The organism is Gordonia sp. McavH-238-E (genome assembly GCF_022348225.1).
In the GTDB taxonomy this organism is placed as follows: domain Bacteria; phylum Actinomycetota; class Actinomycetes; order Mycobacteriales; family Mycobacteriaceae; genus Gordonia; species Gordonia terrae.
In genome coordinates this window covers 271349-286984 of the sequence record NZ_JAKRFE010000005.1, presented here as the reverse complement: position 1 = coordinate 286984, position 15636 = coordinate 271349, and the positions used below count along the sequence as shown (strand labels likewise).

Sequence of the window (15636 nt, the reverse complement as noted above, 5' to 3'; positions counted from 1 at the left end):
CTCGGCGATCGGAGAACGATCGCGGAGCGGGCCGAGTCGGCTGGAGCGTGGCTCAGCAGTCGTAGTACAGCGAGAACTCGTACGGGTGCGGACGGATCTGCACCGGCTCGATCTCGTTCTCGCGCTTGAGCGCGATCCAGGTCTCGATGAGGTCCTCGGTGAACACGCCACCGGCGGTGAGGTATTCGTGATCCTCTTCGAGGCGGTCGATGACCGCGGCCAGCGAGGTCGGAGCCTGCGGGATGCTCTTCGCCTCCTCCGGCGGGAGCTCGTAGAGGTCCTTGTCGACGGGCTCGTGCGGCTCGATCTTGTTCTTGATGCCGTCCAGGCCGGCCATCATCATCGCGGCGAACGCCAGGTACGGGTTGCCCGAGCTGTCCGGGCAACGGAACTCGAGGCGCTTGGCCTTCGGGTTGTTGCCGGTGATCGGGATACGCACGCAGGCCGACCGGTTGCGCTGGCTGTAGACCAGGTTGATCGGGGCCTCGTAGCCCGGCACCAGACGCTTGTAGGAGTTGACCGTCGGGTTGGTGAAGGCCAGCAGCGACGGCGCGTGGTGCAGGATGCCGCCGATGTAGTAGCGCGCCAGGTCCGACAGGCCCGCGTAGCCGGCCTCGTCGTGGAACAGCGGCTTGCCGTCCTTCCACAGGGACTGGTGGGCGTGCATGCCCGAGCCGTTGTCACCGAAGAGCGGCTTCGGCATGAAGGTGACCGACTTGCCGTTCTGCCACGCGGTGTTCTTGATGATGTACTTGAACAGCTGCACGTCATCGGCTGCGTGGAGCAGCGTGTTGAACTTGTAGTTGATCTCGGCCTGGCCCGCGGTGCCGACCTCGTGGTGGCCGCGCTCGAGCTCGAAGCCCGAGTTGGTCAGGTTCGTCGACATCTCGTCGCGCAGGTCGACGTAGTGGTCGTACGGTGCGACGGGGAAGTAGCCACCCTTCGGGCGGACCTTGTAGCCGAGGTTCGGGCTGCCGTCCGGGTCGGTCGGCGAGGCGGTGTTCCACCAGCCGGACTCGGACTCGACCTCGTAGAAGGTGCCGTTCATCTCCGAGCCGAAGGACACCGAGTCGAAGATGTAGAACTCGGCCTCGGCGCCGAAGAAGCAGGTGTCGGCGACGCCGGTCGAGGCGAGGTAGTCCTCGGCCTTGCGGGCGACGTTGCGCGGGTCGCGGCTGTAGGCCTCGCGGGTGAACGGGTCGTGGACGAAGAAGCTGAGGTTCATCGTCTTGGCCTTGCGGAACGGATCGATCCGCGCGGTGGCCGGGTCGGGCAGCAGCATCATGTCCGACTCGTTGATCGACTGGAAGCCACGCACCGACGAGCCGTCGAATGCCAGACCCTCCTCGAAGACGTCCTCGTCGAAGGCCGTCGCGGGGATCGAGAAGTGCTGCATGACACCGGGCAGGTCGCAGAATCGGATGTCGACGTACTCGACACCTTCCTTCTTGATGCCCTCGAGTAGTTCTTCTTTACTGCTGTACACCGTGCGGTGACTCCTTCGTGATCGGTGGTCCGTGTATGGGGACACGCCACATCCGCCACTGAGAAACAGCAGCGGATCTCAGCGGCAACCGTATGGAGGCGAAGTTGCCCATGCGCTAAGTCCGTGTTTCCCCCGTGTTACACGCGCAGTGGTGTTCGCTACACAGCGTGTTCGGGGCGCGACGCACTCGGCGCACCCCAACCCTAGCGGCAGGCCCGAATGGGCGGGACGGGTCGCGACAACCAGCGACTACGATGGTTCGCAGTGCGGCGGCGATGCGGACCGAGGTGGTCGCGCGGTCGCGTGAGAGGAGTCATCACCGATGGGACGAGTCACGGGTTCCTGGTTGTCGGGACCGCAGATCGGTCCCGCGTCCGGCGTGGAGAACGAGTACCGAGGGCAAGATCTGGGCCTGCCGGAGAACGGGCCCGGGTCGCTGGCGACCGGTTGGCCGCGGGTCGCGGGTCTGCTCGTCGACTGGCTGATAGCCGCCGGACTCGCGCTGCTGTTCGTCGGGTTCTACTCGCCACACCTCGCCACCACACAGCTCGGCGTGTGGTTCGTGATGGGCATCTTCGCGGTGACTCTGTTCGGGTTCACCCCGGGCCAACTCGTCATCGGGATGCGGGTCGCGCGAGTGGATTTCGGTTCCGAGCGCAACACCGCCGAGGCGACCGGCGAGCAGAGCCCGGCGGCGGTCGGGATCGTCCGCGCCTTCTTCCGTCAGCTGCTGATGATCTTCCTGGTGCCGGCGCTGATCAACGATTACAACGGGCGCGCCCTGCACGACCGCGCCACCGGAACCGCTCTCGTCCGGACCCGCTGACGGCGGCCGATCCGCAGGAGCCACTCATCGACAAACCCACCACCGAATCGAATCGGTGGTGGGTTTTGTCGTAGGTCGTTGCCCGTCGAACTCACCCCGGTGCACAGTCGACGCAATTCGGTGCACGGTCGACGCAATTCGGTGCACGATCGACGGGGTGGGGCGGAAGCGTCAGCCGCGGCGGCGCGCCGTCCGTTGCATGCTGCGCATCTTGGCGTTCGCGGGGAGCGGCCCCTTCGGCATGCCGGGGCCGGGAGCCTTGCTGCCGAGGGCGGACAGCCGACCCTCGAGGGTCTCCATCCGCTTGCGGTCGATGTTGCTGGGCAGCTTGTTGAGGTGCCGTTCGAGCTTCGACAGCGGGATCTGACCGTCGTCGTTGCCCACCATGATCTCGTAGATCGGGGTGTCGCCGACGACGCGCGCGACCTTCTTCTTCTCCTGGCCGAGCAGCGACTTGATGCGCGTGGGCGAGCCCTCGCCGACGAGGATCACACCCGGCTTGCCGATGACGCGGTGCACGGCGTCGAGCTGAGACGTCCCGGCGACGGCCTGCTTGACCCGCCACTGCCCGCGCATGTTGCCCAGGGCCCACCCCGCGGCGCCCGGCTGTCCCTCGGCCTTGGTGTAGACGTTCTTCTGGACCCGGCGGCCGAACAGGATGAACGCACCCAAGATGCCCAGCACCACGCCGAGCGGGATCAGCAGCCACGGCGAGCCGAGGACGAACCCGAGCGCGGTGAAGACAGCGATCGACAGGACGATCACGCCCACCATGTAGGGGATGAGTCGTTTGTCTTCCTTGCGCTGCATCTGGAAGGCCTGCCACAGCTGTTGGCGCCGTTCCTTCGATGCCGCCTTACGGGCCTTCTTCTTCTCGGCCTTGACCTCTTTGCTCACCTGCGCCTTTGCCATGAGCCCAGTTTACGTCCGCGCGCCGAGGAGTCAGCGGGCGAGGCGGGCCATCAGGCTGGAGGCCTCCTGGCTGGCCGATCCCTCGGCTGCCAGGTGGGCCAGTGCCGGCGAGATCTCGCGGCCGTGATGGGCCATCGCCTGCGCGTACAGACGCCCGGCCCGGTACGACGAACGCACCAGCGGACCCGCCATGACGCCGGCGAAACCGACTTCCTGCGCGAACTCCGAGTGGTCGACGAACTCCTCGGGCTTGACCCAGCGCTCGACCGGATGATGCCGCGGCGAGGGCCGCAGGTACTGCGTGATGGTCAGGATGTCGCAGCCGGCCTCGTGCAGATCCACGATCGCCGACTGCACCTCCTGCGGGGTCTCGCCCATGCCCAGGATGAGGTTGGATTTCGTCACCAGACCGAAATCGCGTGCAGCGGTGAGGACTTCGAGAGACCGCTCGTAGCGGAACGCCGGCCGGATGCGCTTGAAGATGCGCGGCACGGTCTCGAGGTTGTGCGCGAGCACCTCGGGGCGGGCGTCGAAGACCTCGGCCAGCAGGTCGGGCTTGGCGTGGAAGTCCGGGATCAGGTTCTCCACACCGGTGCCGGGGTTGAGGCGGTGGATCGCGCGGACGGTCTCGGCATAGAGCCAGGCGCCCTCGTCGGGCAGGTCGTCGCGGGCGACCCCGGTGATGGTCGAGTAGCGCAGACCCATCGCCTGCACGCTCTCGGCGACACGGCGGGGTTCGTCGCGGTCGAGGGCCGACGGCTTGCCGGTGTCGATCTGGCAGAAGTCGCAGCGGCGGGTGCACTGCTCGCCGCCGATGAGGAAGGTAGCCTCGCGGTCTTCCCAGCACTCGTAGATGTTGGGGCAGCCGGCTTCTTCGCAGACGGTGTGCAGGCCTTCACGCTTGACCAGGCCCTTGAGTTCGGTGAACTCCGGGCCCATCGTCGCGCGGGTCCGGATCCACTCCGGTTTGCGTTCGATGGGGGTCTGGGCGTTGCGCACCTCGAGGCGCAGGAGTTTGCGGCCTTCGGGGGCGGGGCTCGGAGTCTGGGGTGCGGGTGCCGATGCCGTGGGTGTGGCGTCGGGGGCACCGGGTCCGGGGGTGAGGGGGGACGCGGTCACTGAATCGATCCTACGCTTGCAGTAGTGGGTGTTTCGGACTGTGTGGTGGCGGGCACCGGGTTGGCGGTGGGGTCGAAGTCGGGGGCGTCGAGCGCGGAGCACACCGCGTCGACGGTGTCGTCGAGCATCGAGTCCACCGAGAGCGGGCGGTTCAGTTCGCGGGCGAGGGAGGTCACCCCGGCGTCGGCGATTCCGCAGGGGACGATCGCCTCGAACGCCGACATGTCGGGGTCCACGTTGAGCGCGAAGCCGTGCAACGCCACCCCGCGTGCGACGCGGATACCGATCTGTCCGAGTTTGCGTTCCCCGGCGTCGTCGGTGATCCACACGCCTGATCGGCCGTCGACACGACCTGTGGCCACGCCGAGCCCGGCGCAGACCGTGATCAGCGCCGCCTCCAGGCGACGCACGTACTCGACGACGTCCAGCGGCTCGGCGAGCTTCACGATCGGGTAGCCGACGAGCTGCCCCGGGCCGTGCCAGGTGATCCGACCGCCGCGGTCGACATCGACCACCGGCGCGCCGTTCGTGGGCCGGTCGGAGTCCTCGGTCCGTTTGCCCGCGGTGTAGACGGAGGGGTGTTCCAGCAACAGCAGTACGTCGTGGTCGAGAATGCCGTCCGCGCGGTCGGTGGCCAGCCCGTGCTGCATGTCGTAGGCCGACTGATAGTCGAGGACGCCGAGCCGTCGGATCTCGACCGGATCGGTACTCGCACGGATTGGTCGATCAGTCATGGCGTCGGGAACCGGTGGCGTAGGCCAGGGCCTCGTCGACACCGGGATGGGTGAAGGTGAATCCGTGATCGGTCAGCACCTCAGGTGCAACGCGTTGACTGAACAGAATCATTTCCTCGGCCATCTCGCCGCCGACCCGGCGTGCCGCGAAAGCGGGGACCTGCAGCACGGTCGGACGGTGTACGGCACGGCCCAGAGCCGACGCGAACTCGCCGAACGGAACGGCGCCCGGTGCGCTCAGGTTCACCGGTCCCGACACGTCGGAGGCGAGGAGGAACTCGATGGCCCGCACCTCGTCGATGAGGCTGATCCACGAGAAGTACTGCTTCCCGTCGCCGATGGGCCCGCCGAGCCCCAGCTTGAACAGCGGACGGAGCTTCCCGAGCAGACCACCCTGCGCACTCAGGACGGGCGCGGTGCGCAGCAGGACGAGACGGGTGCCGTCTCCCGCGTTGGCGGTTGCCGCGCGTTCCCAGTCCACGACCAGGTCGGCGAGAAAACCCTCGCCCGGACCGTCGAACTCCGTCGCCGGCCGTGAACCGGTGTCGCCGTAGTAGCCCGTCGCGCTCGCACTGACGAAGGTCGGGATACCGAGATCCCGGACCGCCTCGGCGAGGATCTCGGTCGGGGTGATCCGCGAGTCCCGTAATTCCTGTTTGAACCGGCCGGTCCACCGGCCGTTGCCGACGCCGACACCACCGAGTGACACCACCGCCTCGACGCCGTCGAGGCTCTCGGGCGGGACGCCGATGGTCTCGGGATCCCAACTGAACTCGTCATCGGCGCGTGCCTCGCGGCGGACCAGACGTGTGACCGTGTGGCCCGCCGCGCGCAGCGAGTTGACCAGGGCGTTGCCGATCAGCCCCTGTGATCCTGCGACGGCGATCCGCATCGCGTGTCCTCGGTGTGCCGTCTCCGGGAATCCGGGCTAGAGGCCCAGGTCCGCGGCGAAGGCAGCCTCTTCGAGACGCTTCTTCACCGTGGTGAGGAAGCGGCCGGCGTCGGCGCCGTCGATGAGACGGTGATCGTAGGTCAGCGGCAGGTAGGACATCGAGCGCACCGCGATCGACTCCGAGCCGTCCTCGCCGGTGATGACGACCGGACGCTTGACGATGGCACCGGTACCGAGCATCGCCGCCTGCGGCGGGACCAGGATCGGGGTGTCGAACAGGGCGCCCTGGCTGCCGATGTTGGTGACGGTGAAGGTGCCGCCGGCGAGCTCGTCGGGCTTCAGGCCGTTGGACCGAGCGCGCGACGCGATGTCGGCGATGGCCCGGGCGAGGCCGGCGATCGACAGGTCGTCCGCGTTGTGGATGACCGGCGACAACAGACCCTGCGGGGTGTCGACGGCGATCCCCAGATGCACCTTGTCGTAGTAGGTGATCTCCTTCTTGTCCTCGTCGATCGACGCGTTGACGTTCGGGTGCGCCTTCAGCGCCTCGACGACGGCCTTCGCGATGAACGGCAGGAACGTGAGGTTGACGCCCTCAGAGGCCTTGAAGCTCTCCTTGGCCGCCTTGCGCAGTCCGGCGATGCGGGTCATGTCGACCTCGAAGACCTGCGTCAGCTGGGCGCTCTGCTGCAGGGACTCGCGGGTCTTCTTCGCCGTGATCTGCCGGATGCGGTTGATCTTCTGGGTGGTGCCGCGCAGCTCGGCCAGCTCGGGACGGATCTCCGGCGATGCGGACTTCCCGGCCGATGCCGCGGGTGCCGACGGAGCAGCAGCCGCCGCGGGCTTCTGCTCAGGAGCGGGCGCCTTGGCCTCCTCGGCCGCCGCGAGCACGTCCTGCTTGCGGATCCGGCCACCGACACCGGTGCCCTTGATCGCGTTGAGGTCGATGTTGTTCTCCGCGGCCAGTTTGCGCACCAGCGGGGTGACGTACGGCGTCGACTCGACGGTCGGCGGGTCGGACTTCTCGGGGGCCTTGGACTCGGCCTCGGGCTGCGGCTTCTGCTCCTCCTCGGGAGCGGGTGCCTGCTCGGGTTCGGGCTTCTGCTCGGGCTCCGACTTCTGCTCGGGTTCGGGTTCCGGCTCGGGCTCGGGTTCCGGCTCGGGCTCCTTCTTCGACGGAGCCGCCGACGCGTCACCGATGACGGCGAGCTTGCCGCCGACCTCGATCACGTCGTCCTCTTGCGCGAGGATCTCGAGGAGCGTGCCCGCGACCGGGGAGGGGATCTCGGTGTCGACCTTGTCGGTCGAGACCTCGAGCAGCGGTTCGTCGGCCGCCACCTCGTCGCCCACGGACTTCAGCCAGTTGGTGACCGTGCCCTCGGTGACGGACTCGCCGAGCTCGGGCATGAGCACATCGGTGCCCTCGGCCGAGCCGGAACCGGTGTCGGCCGTGGGCTTCTCGGCGGGGGCGTCCTCCTCGGTGGAGGGCTCTTCGGCCGCCTGCTCGGGCTCGGGTTCGGGGGCGGCCTCGGTGGGCTCGTCGCCTCCCGCCGACTCCGAGCCGGAGTCGTCGGAACCGGAGTCGGCCTCGTCGGCGTCACCGATCAGGGCGAGGTCGCCGCCGACCTCGACGACGTCGTCCTCCTGCGCGATGATCTTGGTCAGCACACCCGAAGTGGGCGCCGGGATCTCGGTGTCCACCTTGTCGGTCGACACCTCGAGCAAGGGCTCGTCGGCCTCGACGGTGTCGCCCTCCTCCTTCAGCCACCGGGTGACTGTCCCCTCGGTGACACTTTCACCAAGGGCGGGCATCTGGACGGAGAAGGCCATCGTTGTGAACTCCTGAACTCGACGTGGTGGTCTGTAGGTGATGCCCAATGGTGTGTGCGCCGTGGGCACGGGGTCGGGGGCGGTACGACGACCGCGCAGATGAGTGGCGGATCAGCCGCTCATCCCCGCGGCCAACCCTACCCGCACGGTGCGCCGCCGACTCGGTTCGGCTCGTACTCGTCGGTAACGATTCTCATCGGTGCGGCACGCGGGTGTCGGCGGCTGTCGGTCGGCTGTCTTCTCAGCCGTTCGCAGCGATGTCCTCGAGCACCGCGGCGATGGTCCGGACGGGTACGCCCGTACCGCCTTTCGTGGTGTAACCCCACGGGCTGCCGGTGTTGAAGGCGGGTCCGGCGATGTCGATGTGGGCCCACTGCACATCCTCCGGTACGAACTCCTTCAGGAAGATGCCGGCGGCGAGCATCCCGCCCCAGCGGTGCGGGGTCACGTTCGCCAGGTCCGCGACGCGGGACTTCAGGTCGGCGCGGAGTTCCGCGGGCAGCGGCATGGCCCAGGCGTTCTCGCCGACATCGGCCGAGCGGGCCGCGACGCGGTCGCGGAACTCGTCGGTACCCATGACGCCGGGTGTGCGGGTGCCGAGCGCCACCATCTGCGCACCGGTCAGCGTTGCGGTGTCGATGAGGTAGTCGGGATCGTCCTCGCAGGCCCGCACGATCGCATCGGCGAGGATGAGACGGCCCTCGGCGTCGGTGTTGAGGACCTCGACCGTGCGTCCGCCGTACTGGGTGAGCACGTCGCCGGGGCGCTGGGCGGTCGACGAGGGCATGTTCTCGGCCATCGGCACGGTCGCGGTGACCGTGACGTCGATGTCGAGGCGGGCGGCCAGGATGGTCGCGGCGATGACGGCGGCGGCGCCGCCCATGTCCGAGGTCATCGCGTCCATGTTCGCGGCGGGCTTGATGGAGATGCCGCCGGTGTCGAAGGTGATGCCCTTGCCGACGAGAGCGACCGTCGTGGGGGACTTCTTCGCGGTGTGGGTCAGCCGGACGAGGCGCGGCAGTCGCGAGGAACCCTTGCCGACGCCGATGATCCCGCCGTAGCCCTGCGCCTCGAGCTGCTTGTCGTCGAGGATCTCGACCTTGAGCCCGGCCTTGCTCCCGAGCGTGCGGGCGCGGGCCGCGAACTCCTCGGGATAGAGGTGACTCGGCGGGGTGTTGACGAAGTCACGGGCGATGGCGACGGAGTCGGCGATCGCGACCGCCCGCTCCAGGCCGGCCTTGGCCTCCTTGGACTTCGATTCGACGAGCAGTGTGATGCGTTGCGGCGGAGTCTTCTTCGGCTTCGAACTGGACGAGCGGAAGTCGTCGAACCGGTACGCGCCGAGGAACAGCCCTTCGGCCGCGGCGAGGAGATCGATCGCGGCGAGCGTGGTGGCCACCGACTCGTGCCCGTCGAGCTCGCGCGCGACGATCCCGGCGGCCTGCCGGACCTGGTCGGCGTCGTCGAGGTTGTCGGCGTCGCCGAGACCGACCGCGACGACGACACCGACCGGCAGGGACTCCGGAGCCGCGGTCCGGGTGACCTCGCCGTGCGAGCCGGTGGCCCCGAGTGCCGTGAGGGCGGCGCTGATGGCGGCGGCCTGAGCGTCGTCGAGGATGCCGTCACCGATGGCGAGAGTCGGCTCGGCGCCGGGGCCGTCGGCATCGTCGTCGGACGACGACGCGCTGATCAGGCCGATGACCAGGGCGGAATCGCCCTTGCCGATCGAGGTGGACAGTTCGAGTTCGGGGCCGCGTGCGCGGTCGACGGTGTCGTTCTTGCTCACCCGCTCAACTCTGCCACAGCGGCGCCGCGGCGGGCTGCCGCGAACGCCGATCCCGCCGGGCGTGCCGCCACGGGTGCGCCCGGCGGCGCGGGTCGCCCGATAGCGTGGACGGCATGAGTGAACTCCTCGCCGGGCCGATCGCCGACCGTCACGCCGCACTGGGGGCCACCTTCGCCGAGTTCGGCGGATGGAACATGCCGGTGTCGTACTCGGGCACGGTGGCCGAGCACGCCGCGGTGCGGGACAACGTGGGCATCTTCGACGTCAGTCACCTCGGCAAGGCGCTGGTGTCCGGGGCGGGCGCGGCGGCGTTCGTCAACTCGACGCTCACCAACGACCTCGGCAAGATCGTGCCCGGCAAGGCGCAGTACACGTTGTGCTGCAATGAGTCCGGCGGTGTCGTCGATGACCTGATCGCCTATCTCGTCGGTGACGACGAGGTCTTCCTGGTGCCCAACGCGGCGAACACCGCGGACGTCGTGGCCCGACTGCAAGCGGTTGCGCCGGAAGGCATCTCGATCATCGACCAGCATCGTGACCTGGCCGTCCTGGCGGTGCAGGGGCCGAGGTCTCCCGACATCCTGACCGGACTCGGACTCCCCGCCGACATGGAGTACATGGCCTTCGCCGACGCCGAGCTCCCGACGGCGGGCGGGACGGCTCGCGTGCGGGTCTGCCGGACCGGATACACCGGCGAACGGGGTTACGAGATCGTGCCGCGCTGGGACGACGCCGGTGCGGTCTTCGACGCCCTGCTCGAGGCGATCACCGCGGCCGGCGGGTTGCCCGCCGGCCTGGGTGCGCGGGACACGCTGCGCACCGAGATGGGGTACGCACTGCACGGACACGAGCTCGGTCCCGACATCTCGCCGGTGCAGGCGCGCTCGAGCTGGGCGGTCGGTTGGGATAAGCCGTCGTTCTTCGGGCGCGACGCCCTGCTGGCCGAGAAGGAGGCCGGGCCGGCGCGTCGCCTGTACGGGTTGCGGGCGACCGGACGCGGAGTCCCGCGGGCCGGCTGCGCGGTTCGGCAGGCAGGCGACGCAGCGGGCGGAGCGGCGATCGGGACCTGTACGTCGGGCACGTTCTCGCCCACGCTCAAACAGGGCATCGCACTCGCGCTGCTGGACACGGCGTCGGGGGTGCGCAAGGGTGACGAGGTCGTCGTCGATGTCCGCGGCCGCGACCTGACGTGTGAGGTCGTGATCCCGCCGTTCGTGCCGTCGCACGTGTGACCTGCGAGCACTCGCATGGGGCCGCACCGGGGCCCGGGGGTGACCCCACCGGGCGCGGAAATGCTTTTGGACCCGGCGGTACGATGGCGCCATGACCTTGGAGTTCAACCGTACCGAGCACCCGCATCCGGTGTCTGAGGGCCGGCGCGCGGAGATCCTGTCCGCCCCGGGATTCGGGCGCCATTTCACCGACAACATGGTGATGATCGACTACGACGCCGAGGTGGGTTGGCACAGCGCCACGGTGAAGCCGTACGGTCCGATCGCGCTGGACCCGGCGGCCACGGTTCTGCACTACGGCCAAGAGGTGTTCGAGGGGCTCAAGGCCTATCGCCAGCCCGATGGTTCGATCGCCGCGTTCCGGCCCGAGGCCAACGCGGCCCGGCTGCAGCGCAGTGCCGAACGACTCGCCATGCCGGCACTGCCGGTCGAGGATTTCATCGCCTCTCTCAAGGCACTGCTGGATGCGGACAACGAGTGGGTGCCCGCCGCCGGCGGCGAGGAGTCGCTCTATCTCCGTCCGTTCATGTTCGCCTCGCAGGCGAGTCTCGGCGTGAACGCCCCGTCCACGAAGTACATCTACTCGGTCATCGCGTCGCCGGCCGGCGCCTACTTCGCCGGCGGCATCAAGCCGGTCAGCGTCTGGCTCTCCACCGAGTACGTTCGCGCAGCACCGGGCGGTACCGGATTCGCCAAGTGCGGTGGGAACTATGCCGCCGCGTTCCTCGCGCAACGGCAGGCGACCGAGCAGGGGTGCGACCAGGTCGTGTGGCTCGATGCGATCGAGCGCCGCTTCATCGAGGAGATGGGCGGCATGAACCTGTTCTTCGTGTTCGGCTCCGGTGCCGACGCCCGCCTGGTGACCCCCGAACTGTCCGGGTCGCTGCTGCCGGGGATCACCCGTTCGTCGTTGCTGACGCTTGCCACCGACGCCGGCTTCGAGGTCGAGGAACGCAAGATCACCACCGAGGAGCTGCGCAAGGGCGTGGCGTCGGGCGACATCACCGAGGTGTTCGCCTGCGGCACCGCCGCCGTCATCACCCCGGTCGGCCGGGTCAAGGGTGAGGGCGAGGACTACACCATCAACAACGGTGAGACCGGCGAGGTGACCCAGGCGTTGCGGGACACCCTCACCGGCATCCAGCGCGGGACGTTCGCCGACACCCACGGCTGGATGACCGAGCTCTACCGCCGCTGACCGGCGCCGCGGTCAGAGCAAGAGGCCGACGACGGCGAGTGCGACCCCGAGTTCGATGGTCGCGCCCAGCACGTCGCCGGTCATCCCGCCCATCCGCCTCGCGCAGTGCCGGGTGAACCACCAGGCCACTGCCGCGACGCCGAGCACGACCGCAGATCCTTGGACGACGGCGGCCACCTCGAGGTGGCCGCCGTCGAATCCGTTGGCAGACAATCCGAGTGGGACGGTCGCGATGAGCGCGACAAGCAGCCAGGCGGCGATGGAGGTGTGCTGGGTGCCCGCGACGAGCGCGCCGAAGCCGTTGCGGTGGGCCGGATCCAGTGACCGCCGGGTGCCGATGACCGCGCCGAGCCGGCCGAGCGCGATGGCGAACGCGAGGTCGTACCATCGGGACTCATCGGCCAGTGTGGCGAATCCGGTCGACTGCACCGCCAGGACCAAGACCAGCGTCGCCACGCCGAACGGTCCGACGGTGCCGCTGCGCATCACCTCGGTGACACGTTCGGGCGGGCCGTAACACCCGAGTCCGTCGGCGGTGTCGGCGAGCCCGTCGAGATGCATGCCACGGGTCAGCGTGGCGAGCAGGACGACGACGAGAACACCGATCAGCAGCGTCGGGAGTCCGGTGTGTGAGAGTCCGAGGGCCGCGATCGCCGATCCGGCACCCAGCACCACGCCCACCACCGGGACCGACGCCATCACCGCCGCCCCCAGCGATCGATCCGGCGCGGCCGACGCCTCGTGACCTCCGACGGGCGCGATCGTCATCCAACTGAACGCGGTACGGAGCGCCCGGGTCGGCGGAATCACGGCGAATCCGTTCGGCGTCAGGATGTCTCGGCGTCGGCGGCGATGGTCCCGTCTGCGGAGTCCCCATCTGGGGTGCTGTTGTCGGTCACCCCGGCCTCGTCGAAGGTGGCCATGGACACGAGCAGATCGGCGGCCGATTGCACGATCGGCAGGGCCAGGACGGCTCCGCTGCCCTCGCCGAGCCGCATCGAGAGATCGAGAACCGGAACCAGGTCGAGGTGCTCGAGGGCGATCTGATGGGCGGGTTCGACCGACCGGTGACCGGCGATCCACCAGCGCATCGCCCCCGGCGCGAGCTCGTTGGCGACCATCGCCGCGGCGGTGATCACCACGCCGTCGAGGATGACCGGCGTCCGGCGCAGGGCCGCCTGGGCGAGGAAACCGACGGTGGCGGCCAGGTCGGCCCCGCCGACGGCGGCGAGCAACGCGAGCGGGTCGTGGATCACCTTACGCGCGCGGCGCATACCGTCGCGGATCGCGGCGGTCTTGCGCATCCACCCGGCGTCGTCGACGCCGGTTCCCCGGCCGACGATCTCGACCGGTTCGCGCCGGGTCAGCGCGCCGATGAGGACGGTGGCCGGGGTGGTGTTGCCGATACCCATCTCGCCGGCGATCAGCAGATCGGTGCCCGAGTCGACGAGGTCGTCGGCGATGGCGCGGCCGGCGGCGAGTGCCTCGCGCGCCTCGGCGAGAGTGATCGCGTCGGTGGTGCGCAGGTCGTCGCTGCTGCGCCGGACCTTGTACCGCGACAGCTCCGGAGCGGTGTCGGCGTCGACGGACATGTCGACGACCTTCACCGTCGCGCCGACGCGGCCCGCCATGACGTTCACCGCCGCGCCGCCCGCGGAGATGTTGGCGACCATCTGTGCGGTCACCTCGGGCGGGAACGCCGAGACCCCACCGCGGGCGACGCCGTGGTCGCCGGCGAAGACGACGACGGTGGGGGAGGTGAGAGGTGCGGGCGGGCACTGGCCCTGGCAGGCGGCGATCCAGACGCCGATCTCCTCGACGCGGCCCAGCGACCCCGGTGGCTTGGTGAGGGTCGCCTGCCGCTTGCGGGCGTCCTGGGCGATCGCCTCGTCGGGCGGCGTGATCGGCGCGAACACCTCGGCGTCGGTGGGGTCGGGCCGGGGGCCCGTGGAGAATCCCACGCCCGCAATCGGTTCGGGCGCGGAGGAGTCGGGCGCGGAGGAGTCGGGCGCGGAGGAGTCGGGCGCGGAGGAGTCGGCCGTGGGGGTCGCGGTGGCGACCGACGTCCCCGGAGCAGGCTCGTCGTGATCGGAGGCCGGCGCCGAGGGCGGCGGGGTGTCCGACGCCGAATCCGCACTGCCGGTTGTCGTCCGGGTGATCGGCGATCCCGGCGTGGCGGGAAGGTTGAGGACCCGCCCGGCGACGACGAGGTCGACACGCTCGCACACCTGCGCCACCCGGGCGTTGAGGGTTCCGAGCAGGTCCTGGAAGACCCGTCCGGCGGGGGTGGGAGGTACGAGCGAGAGCCCGGCTTCCGGGCTGATGAGCACCACATCGGCGGTCATGGCGCCCAACGCGTCGCAGAGGTCGTCGATCGGGCCGTCGAGGTCGATCTCCGACCCCGAGGTCCAGCCGTGGACGGCGTCGATCTGCGCGGTGAGCCAGTTGCCCAGATCGTCGACGAGGGCCGGGATGTCCGGTGCGGAGCGCAGGGCGTGCCCGAGGTCGGTCGTCTCGATCGTCGTGTACCGCGCGTCGCGGCGTTCGCGGTGGATCCGCACGCGGTCCATCCAGTCGCCGTCGGAGGACGTGAGCGGGCCGGTGGCCAGGTATCGGATCTGCCGGTGCTCGCCGAGCAGGGACTCGCCGTGCGCGGACTTACCCGAGCGCACGCCTCCGAGGACAAGGGTGCGCACTGCGCGATCGGTCATCGATCAGACTTCGTCGCCCGGCGAGACCATCGGCTTGGGGGCGCGCATCTTGCGCAGCTGCATCGCGCGGGTGAACGCGTACCAGCCGAGCTTGAAGCCCCCGTCGCCGGACTCCGGGAAACGTTCGGCGACGCGGCGGTTGACCATGCGGCCGAGGATCACACCGTCGACGGCCATCAGTACGACGAACGCGACAAGGATGAGGTTCGTCAGCGCGGCGGCCTGTGGGACCAGGAACATCAGGACGATCAGCAGGATGGCGAACGGCATGAACAGCCCGGCGAAATTGCGCCGGGCGTCGACGATGTCGCGGGTGTAGCGCCGTGCGGGGCCCTTGTCGCGCGGCATCAGATAGGCCTCGTCGCCGGCCATCATCCGTTCCCGCTGCTGGAGCCGCTTCTCGCGTCGCTCGGTGGAGAGTGCCCGCTTCTCCTCCTTGGAGAGCGTGGACTTGAGCTCCTTCTTGCGGGCGCGTGCCTCGGAACGGTTCGTCGGGGGTGGCGCGACGGGACCGCGCCGCCGGTTCTCGGCCTGGCGGCGAGACGGCGTCGGGCGCCCCTTGCCCGGGGTGTACTTGCTGCCCTTGGCGGAGGGCGCGACGTCGGTGCCGGACTCGTCGTCGGCGGTGTAGGTGGAGACCGAGCTGTCGCCGGAATCCGCCTGGGTGTCGTCCTTCTTCCATGGCAGCTTCACGCCTGTAGAGCCTAGGTGATCGGTGTTGCGAGACAAACGCGCGGTCGTCGCTTTTCGGTGGTCGCCGCCTGATGACGCCCCGAGGGGCGTGCCCACCGCGGACGCGGCGTCCGGAGTCGCACTGCCGGGATCGGGTCCGCTCCCTATACTCCGTGCTCATGACCGGGAACGACGCGACGCGCGGTGCGGCACCCACGGGACCGGCGACGGGGTTCCG

General features: G+C 69.3%; 13 protein-coding genes. 3 read left to right on the top strand and 10 right to left on the bottom strand.

Translation table 11 applies throughout. The features are described from left to right. Positions 1-52: 52 nt before the first annotated feature. Positions 53-1486: a type I glutamate--ammonia ligase gene (gene glnA, locus MHN80_RS09360; RefSeq protein WP_239401106.1), complete on the bottom strand. Its 1434-nt coding sequence runs from the start codon at positions 1484-1486 to the stop codon at positions 53-55. A 322-nt stretch (positions 1487-1808) separates the two neighbouring features. On the opposite strand from glnA, the gene MHN80_RS09355 reads away from it, so the two are divergent. Then, positions 1809-2312, top strand: a complete 504-nt coding sequence (locus tag MHN80_RS09355; RefSeq protein WP_064570570.1) for a hypothetical protein — start codon at positions 1809-1811, stop codon at positions 2310-2312. A gap of 171 nt (positions 2313-2483) precedes the next feature. Here the strand turns inward: MHN80_RS09355 and MHN80_RS09350 are convergent, their stop codons facing one another. From MHN80_RS09350 to MHN80_RS09325, 6 genes are all read right to left on the bottom strand, one after another. After that, entirely contained in the window at positions 2484-3224 is a 741-nt protein-coding gene (locus tag MHN80_RS09350; RefSeq protein WP_004022933.1) for a DUF4191 domain-containing protein, read from the bottom strand. A gap of 30 nt (positions 3225-3254) precedes the next feature. Next, entirely contained in the window at positions 3255-4343 is a 1089-nt protein-coding gene (gene lipA / locus MHN80_RS09345; RefSeq protein WP_004022932.1) for a lipoyl synthase, read from the bottom strand. Beyond that, a complete protein-coding gene (gene lipB / locus MHN80_RS09340) occupies positions 4340-5077 on the bottom strand; it encodes a lipoyl(octanoyl) transferase LipB (RefSeq protein ID WP_101819427.1) in 738 nt (245 codons plus the stop codon). The genes lipA and lipB overlap by 4 nt, the downstream gene beginning before the upstream one ends. Beyond that, the gene (locus MHN80_RS09335; RefSeq protein ID WP_239401104.1) at positions 5070-5969 is read right to left on the bottom strand and encodes a TIGR01777 family oxidoreductase; all 900 of its coding nucleotides are present in this window, start codon (positions 5967-5969) and stop codon (positions 5070-5072) included. The genes lipB and MHN80_RS09335 overlap by 8 nt, the downstream gene beginning before the upstream one ends. 36 nt (positions 5970-6005) lie before the next feature. Beyond that, positions 6006-7799: a 2-oxoglutarate dehydrogenase, E2 component, dihydrolipoamide succinyltransferase gene (gene sucB, locus MHN80_RS09330; protein ID WP_239401102.1), complete on the bottom strand. Its 1794-nt coding sequence runs from the start codon at positions 7797-7799 to the stop codon at positions 6006-6008. Between the two features lie 241 nt (positions 7800-8040). Further along, positions 8041-9585, bottom strand: coding sequence for a leucyl aminopeptidase (locus MHN80_RS09325; RefSeq protein ID WP_239401100.1), 1545 nt, complete (start codon positions 9583-9585; stop codon positions 8041-8043). A gap of 113 nt (positions 9586-9698) precedes the next feature. Between MHN80_RS09325 and gcvT the strand changes: the two genes are divergently transcribed. Beyond that, positions 9699-10817, top strand: a complete 1119-nt coding sequence (gene gcvT, locus MHN80_RS09320; protein WP_239401098.1) for a glycine cleavage system aminomethyltransferase GcvT — start codon at positions 9699-9701, stop codon at positions 10815-10817. Positions 10818-10908: 91 nt separating this feature from the next. Continuing rightward, the gene (locus tag MHN80_RS09315; protein WP_004022926.1) at positions 10909-12015 is read left to right on the top strand and encodes a branched-chain amino acid aminotransferase; all 1107 of its coding nucleotides are present in this window, start codon (positions 10909-10911) and stop codon (positions 12013-12015) included. A gap of 12 nt (positions 12016-12027) precedes the next feature. Here MHN80_RS09315 and MHN80_RS09310 read toward each other — a convergent pair whose 3' ends face one another. Genes MHN80_RS09310 through MHN80_RS09300 form a run of 3 tightly spaced genes read right to left on the bottom strand, consistent with a single transcriptional unit; the run spans position 12028 to position 15419 of the window. Further along, positions 12028-12825 carry an adenosylcobinamide-GDP ribazoletransferase gene (locus MHN80_RS09310; RefSeq protein WP_239401095.1) on the bottom strand — a complete coding sequence of 266 codons (798 nt, stop codon included), beginning with the start codon at positions 12823-12825 and terminating at the stop codon, positions 12028-12030. A gap of 17 nt (positions 12826-12842) precedes the next feature. Then, positions 12843-14726 (bottom strand): nicotinate-nucleotide--dimethylbenzimidazole phosphoribosyltransferase, encoded by a 1884-nt coding sequence (gene cobT, locus MHN80_RS09305; protein ID WP_239401093.1) that lies wholly within the window; start codon positions 14724-14726, stop codon positions 12843-12845. A 3-nt stretch (positions 14727-14729) separates the two neighbouring features. Then, positions 14730-15419, bottom strand: a complete 690-nt coding sequence (locus MHN80_RS09300; protein WP_004022923.1) for a DUF3043 domain-containing protein — start codon at positions 15417-15419, stop codon at positions 14730-14732. Between the last annotated feature and the right edge of the window lie 217 nt (positions 15420-15636).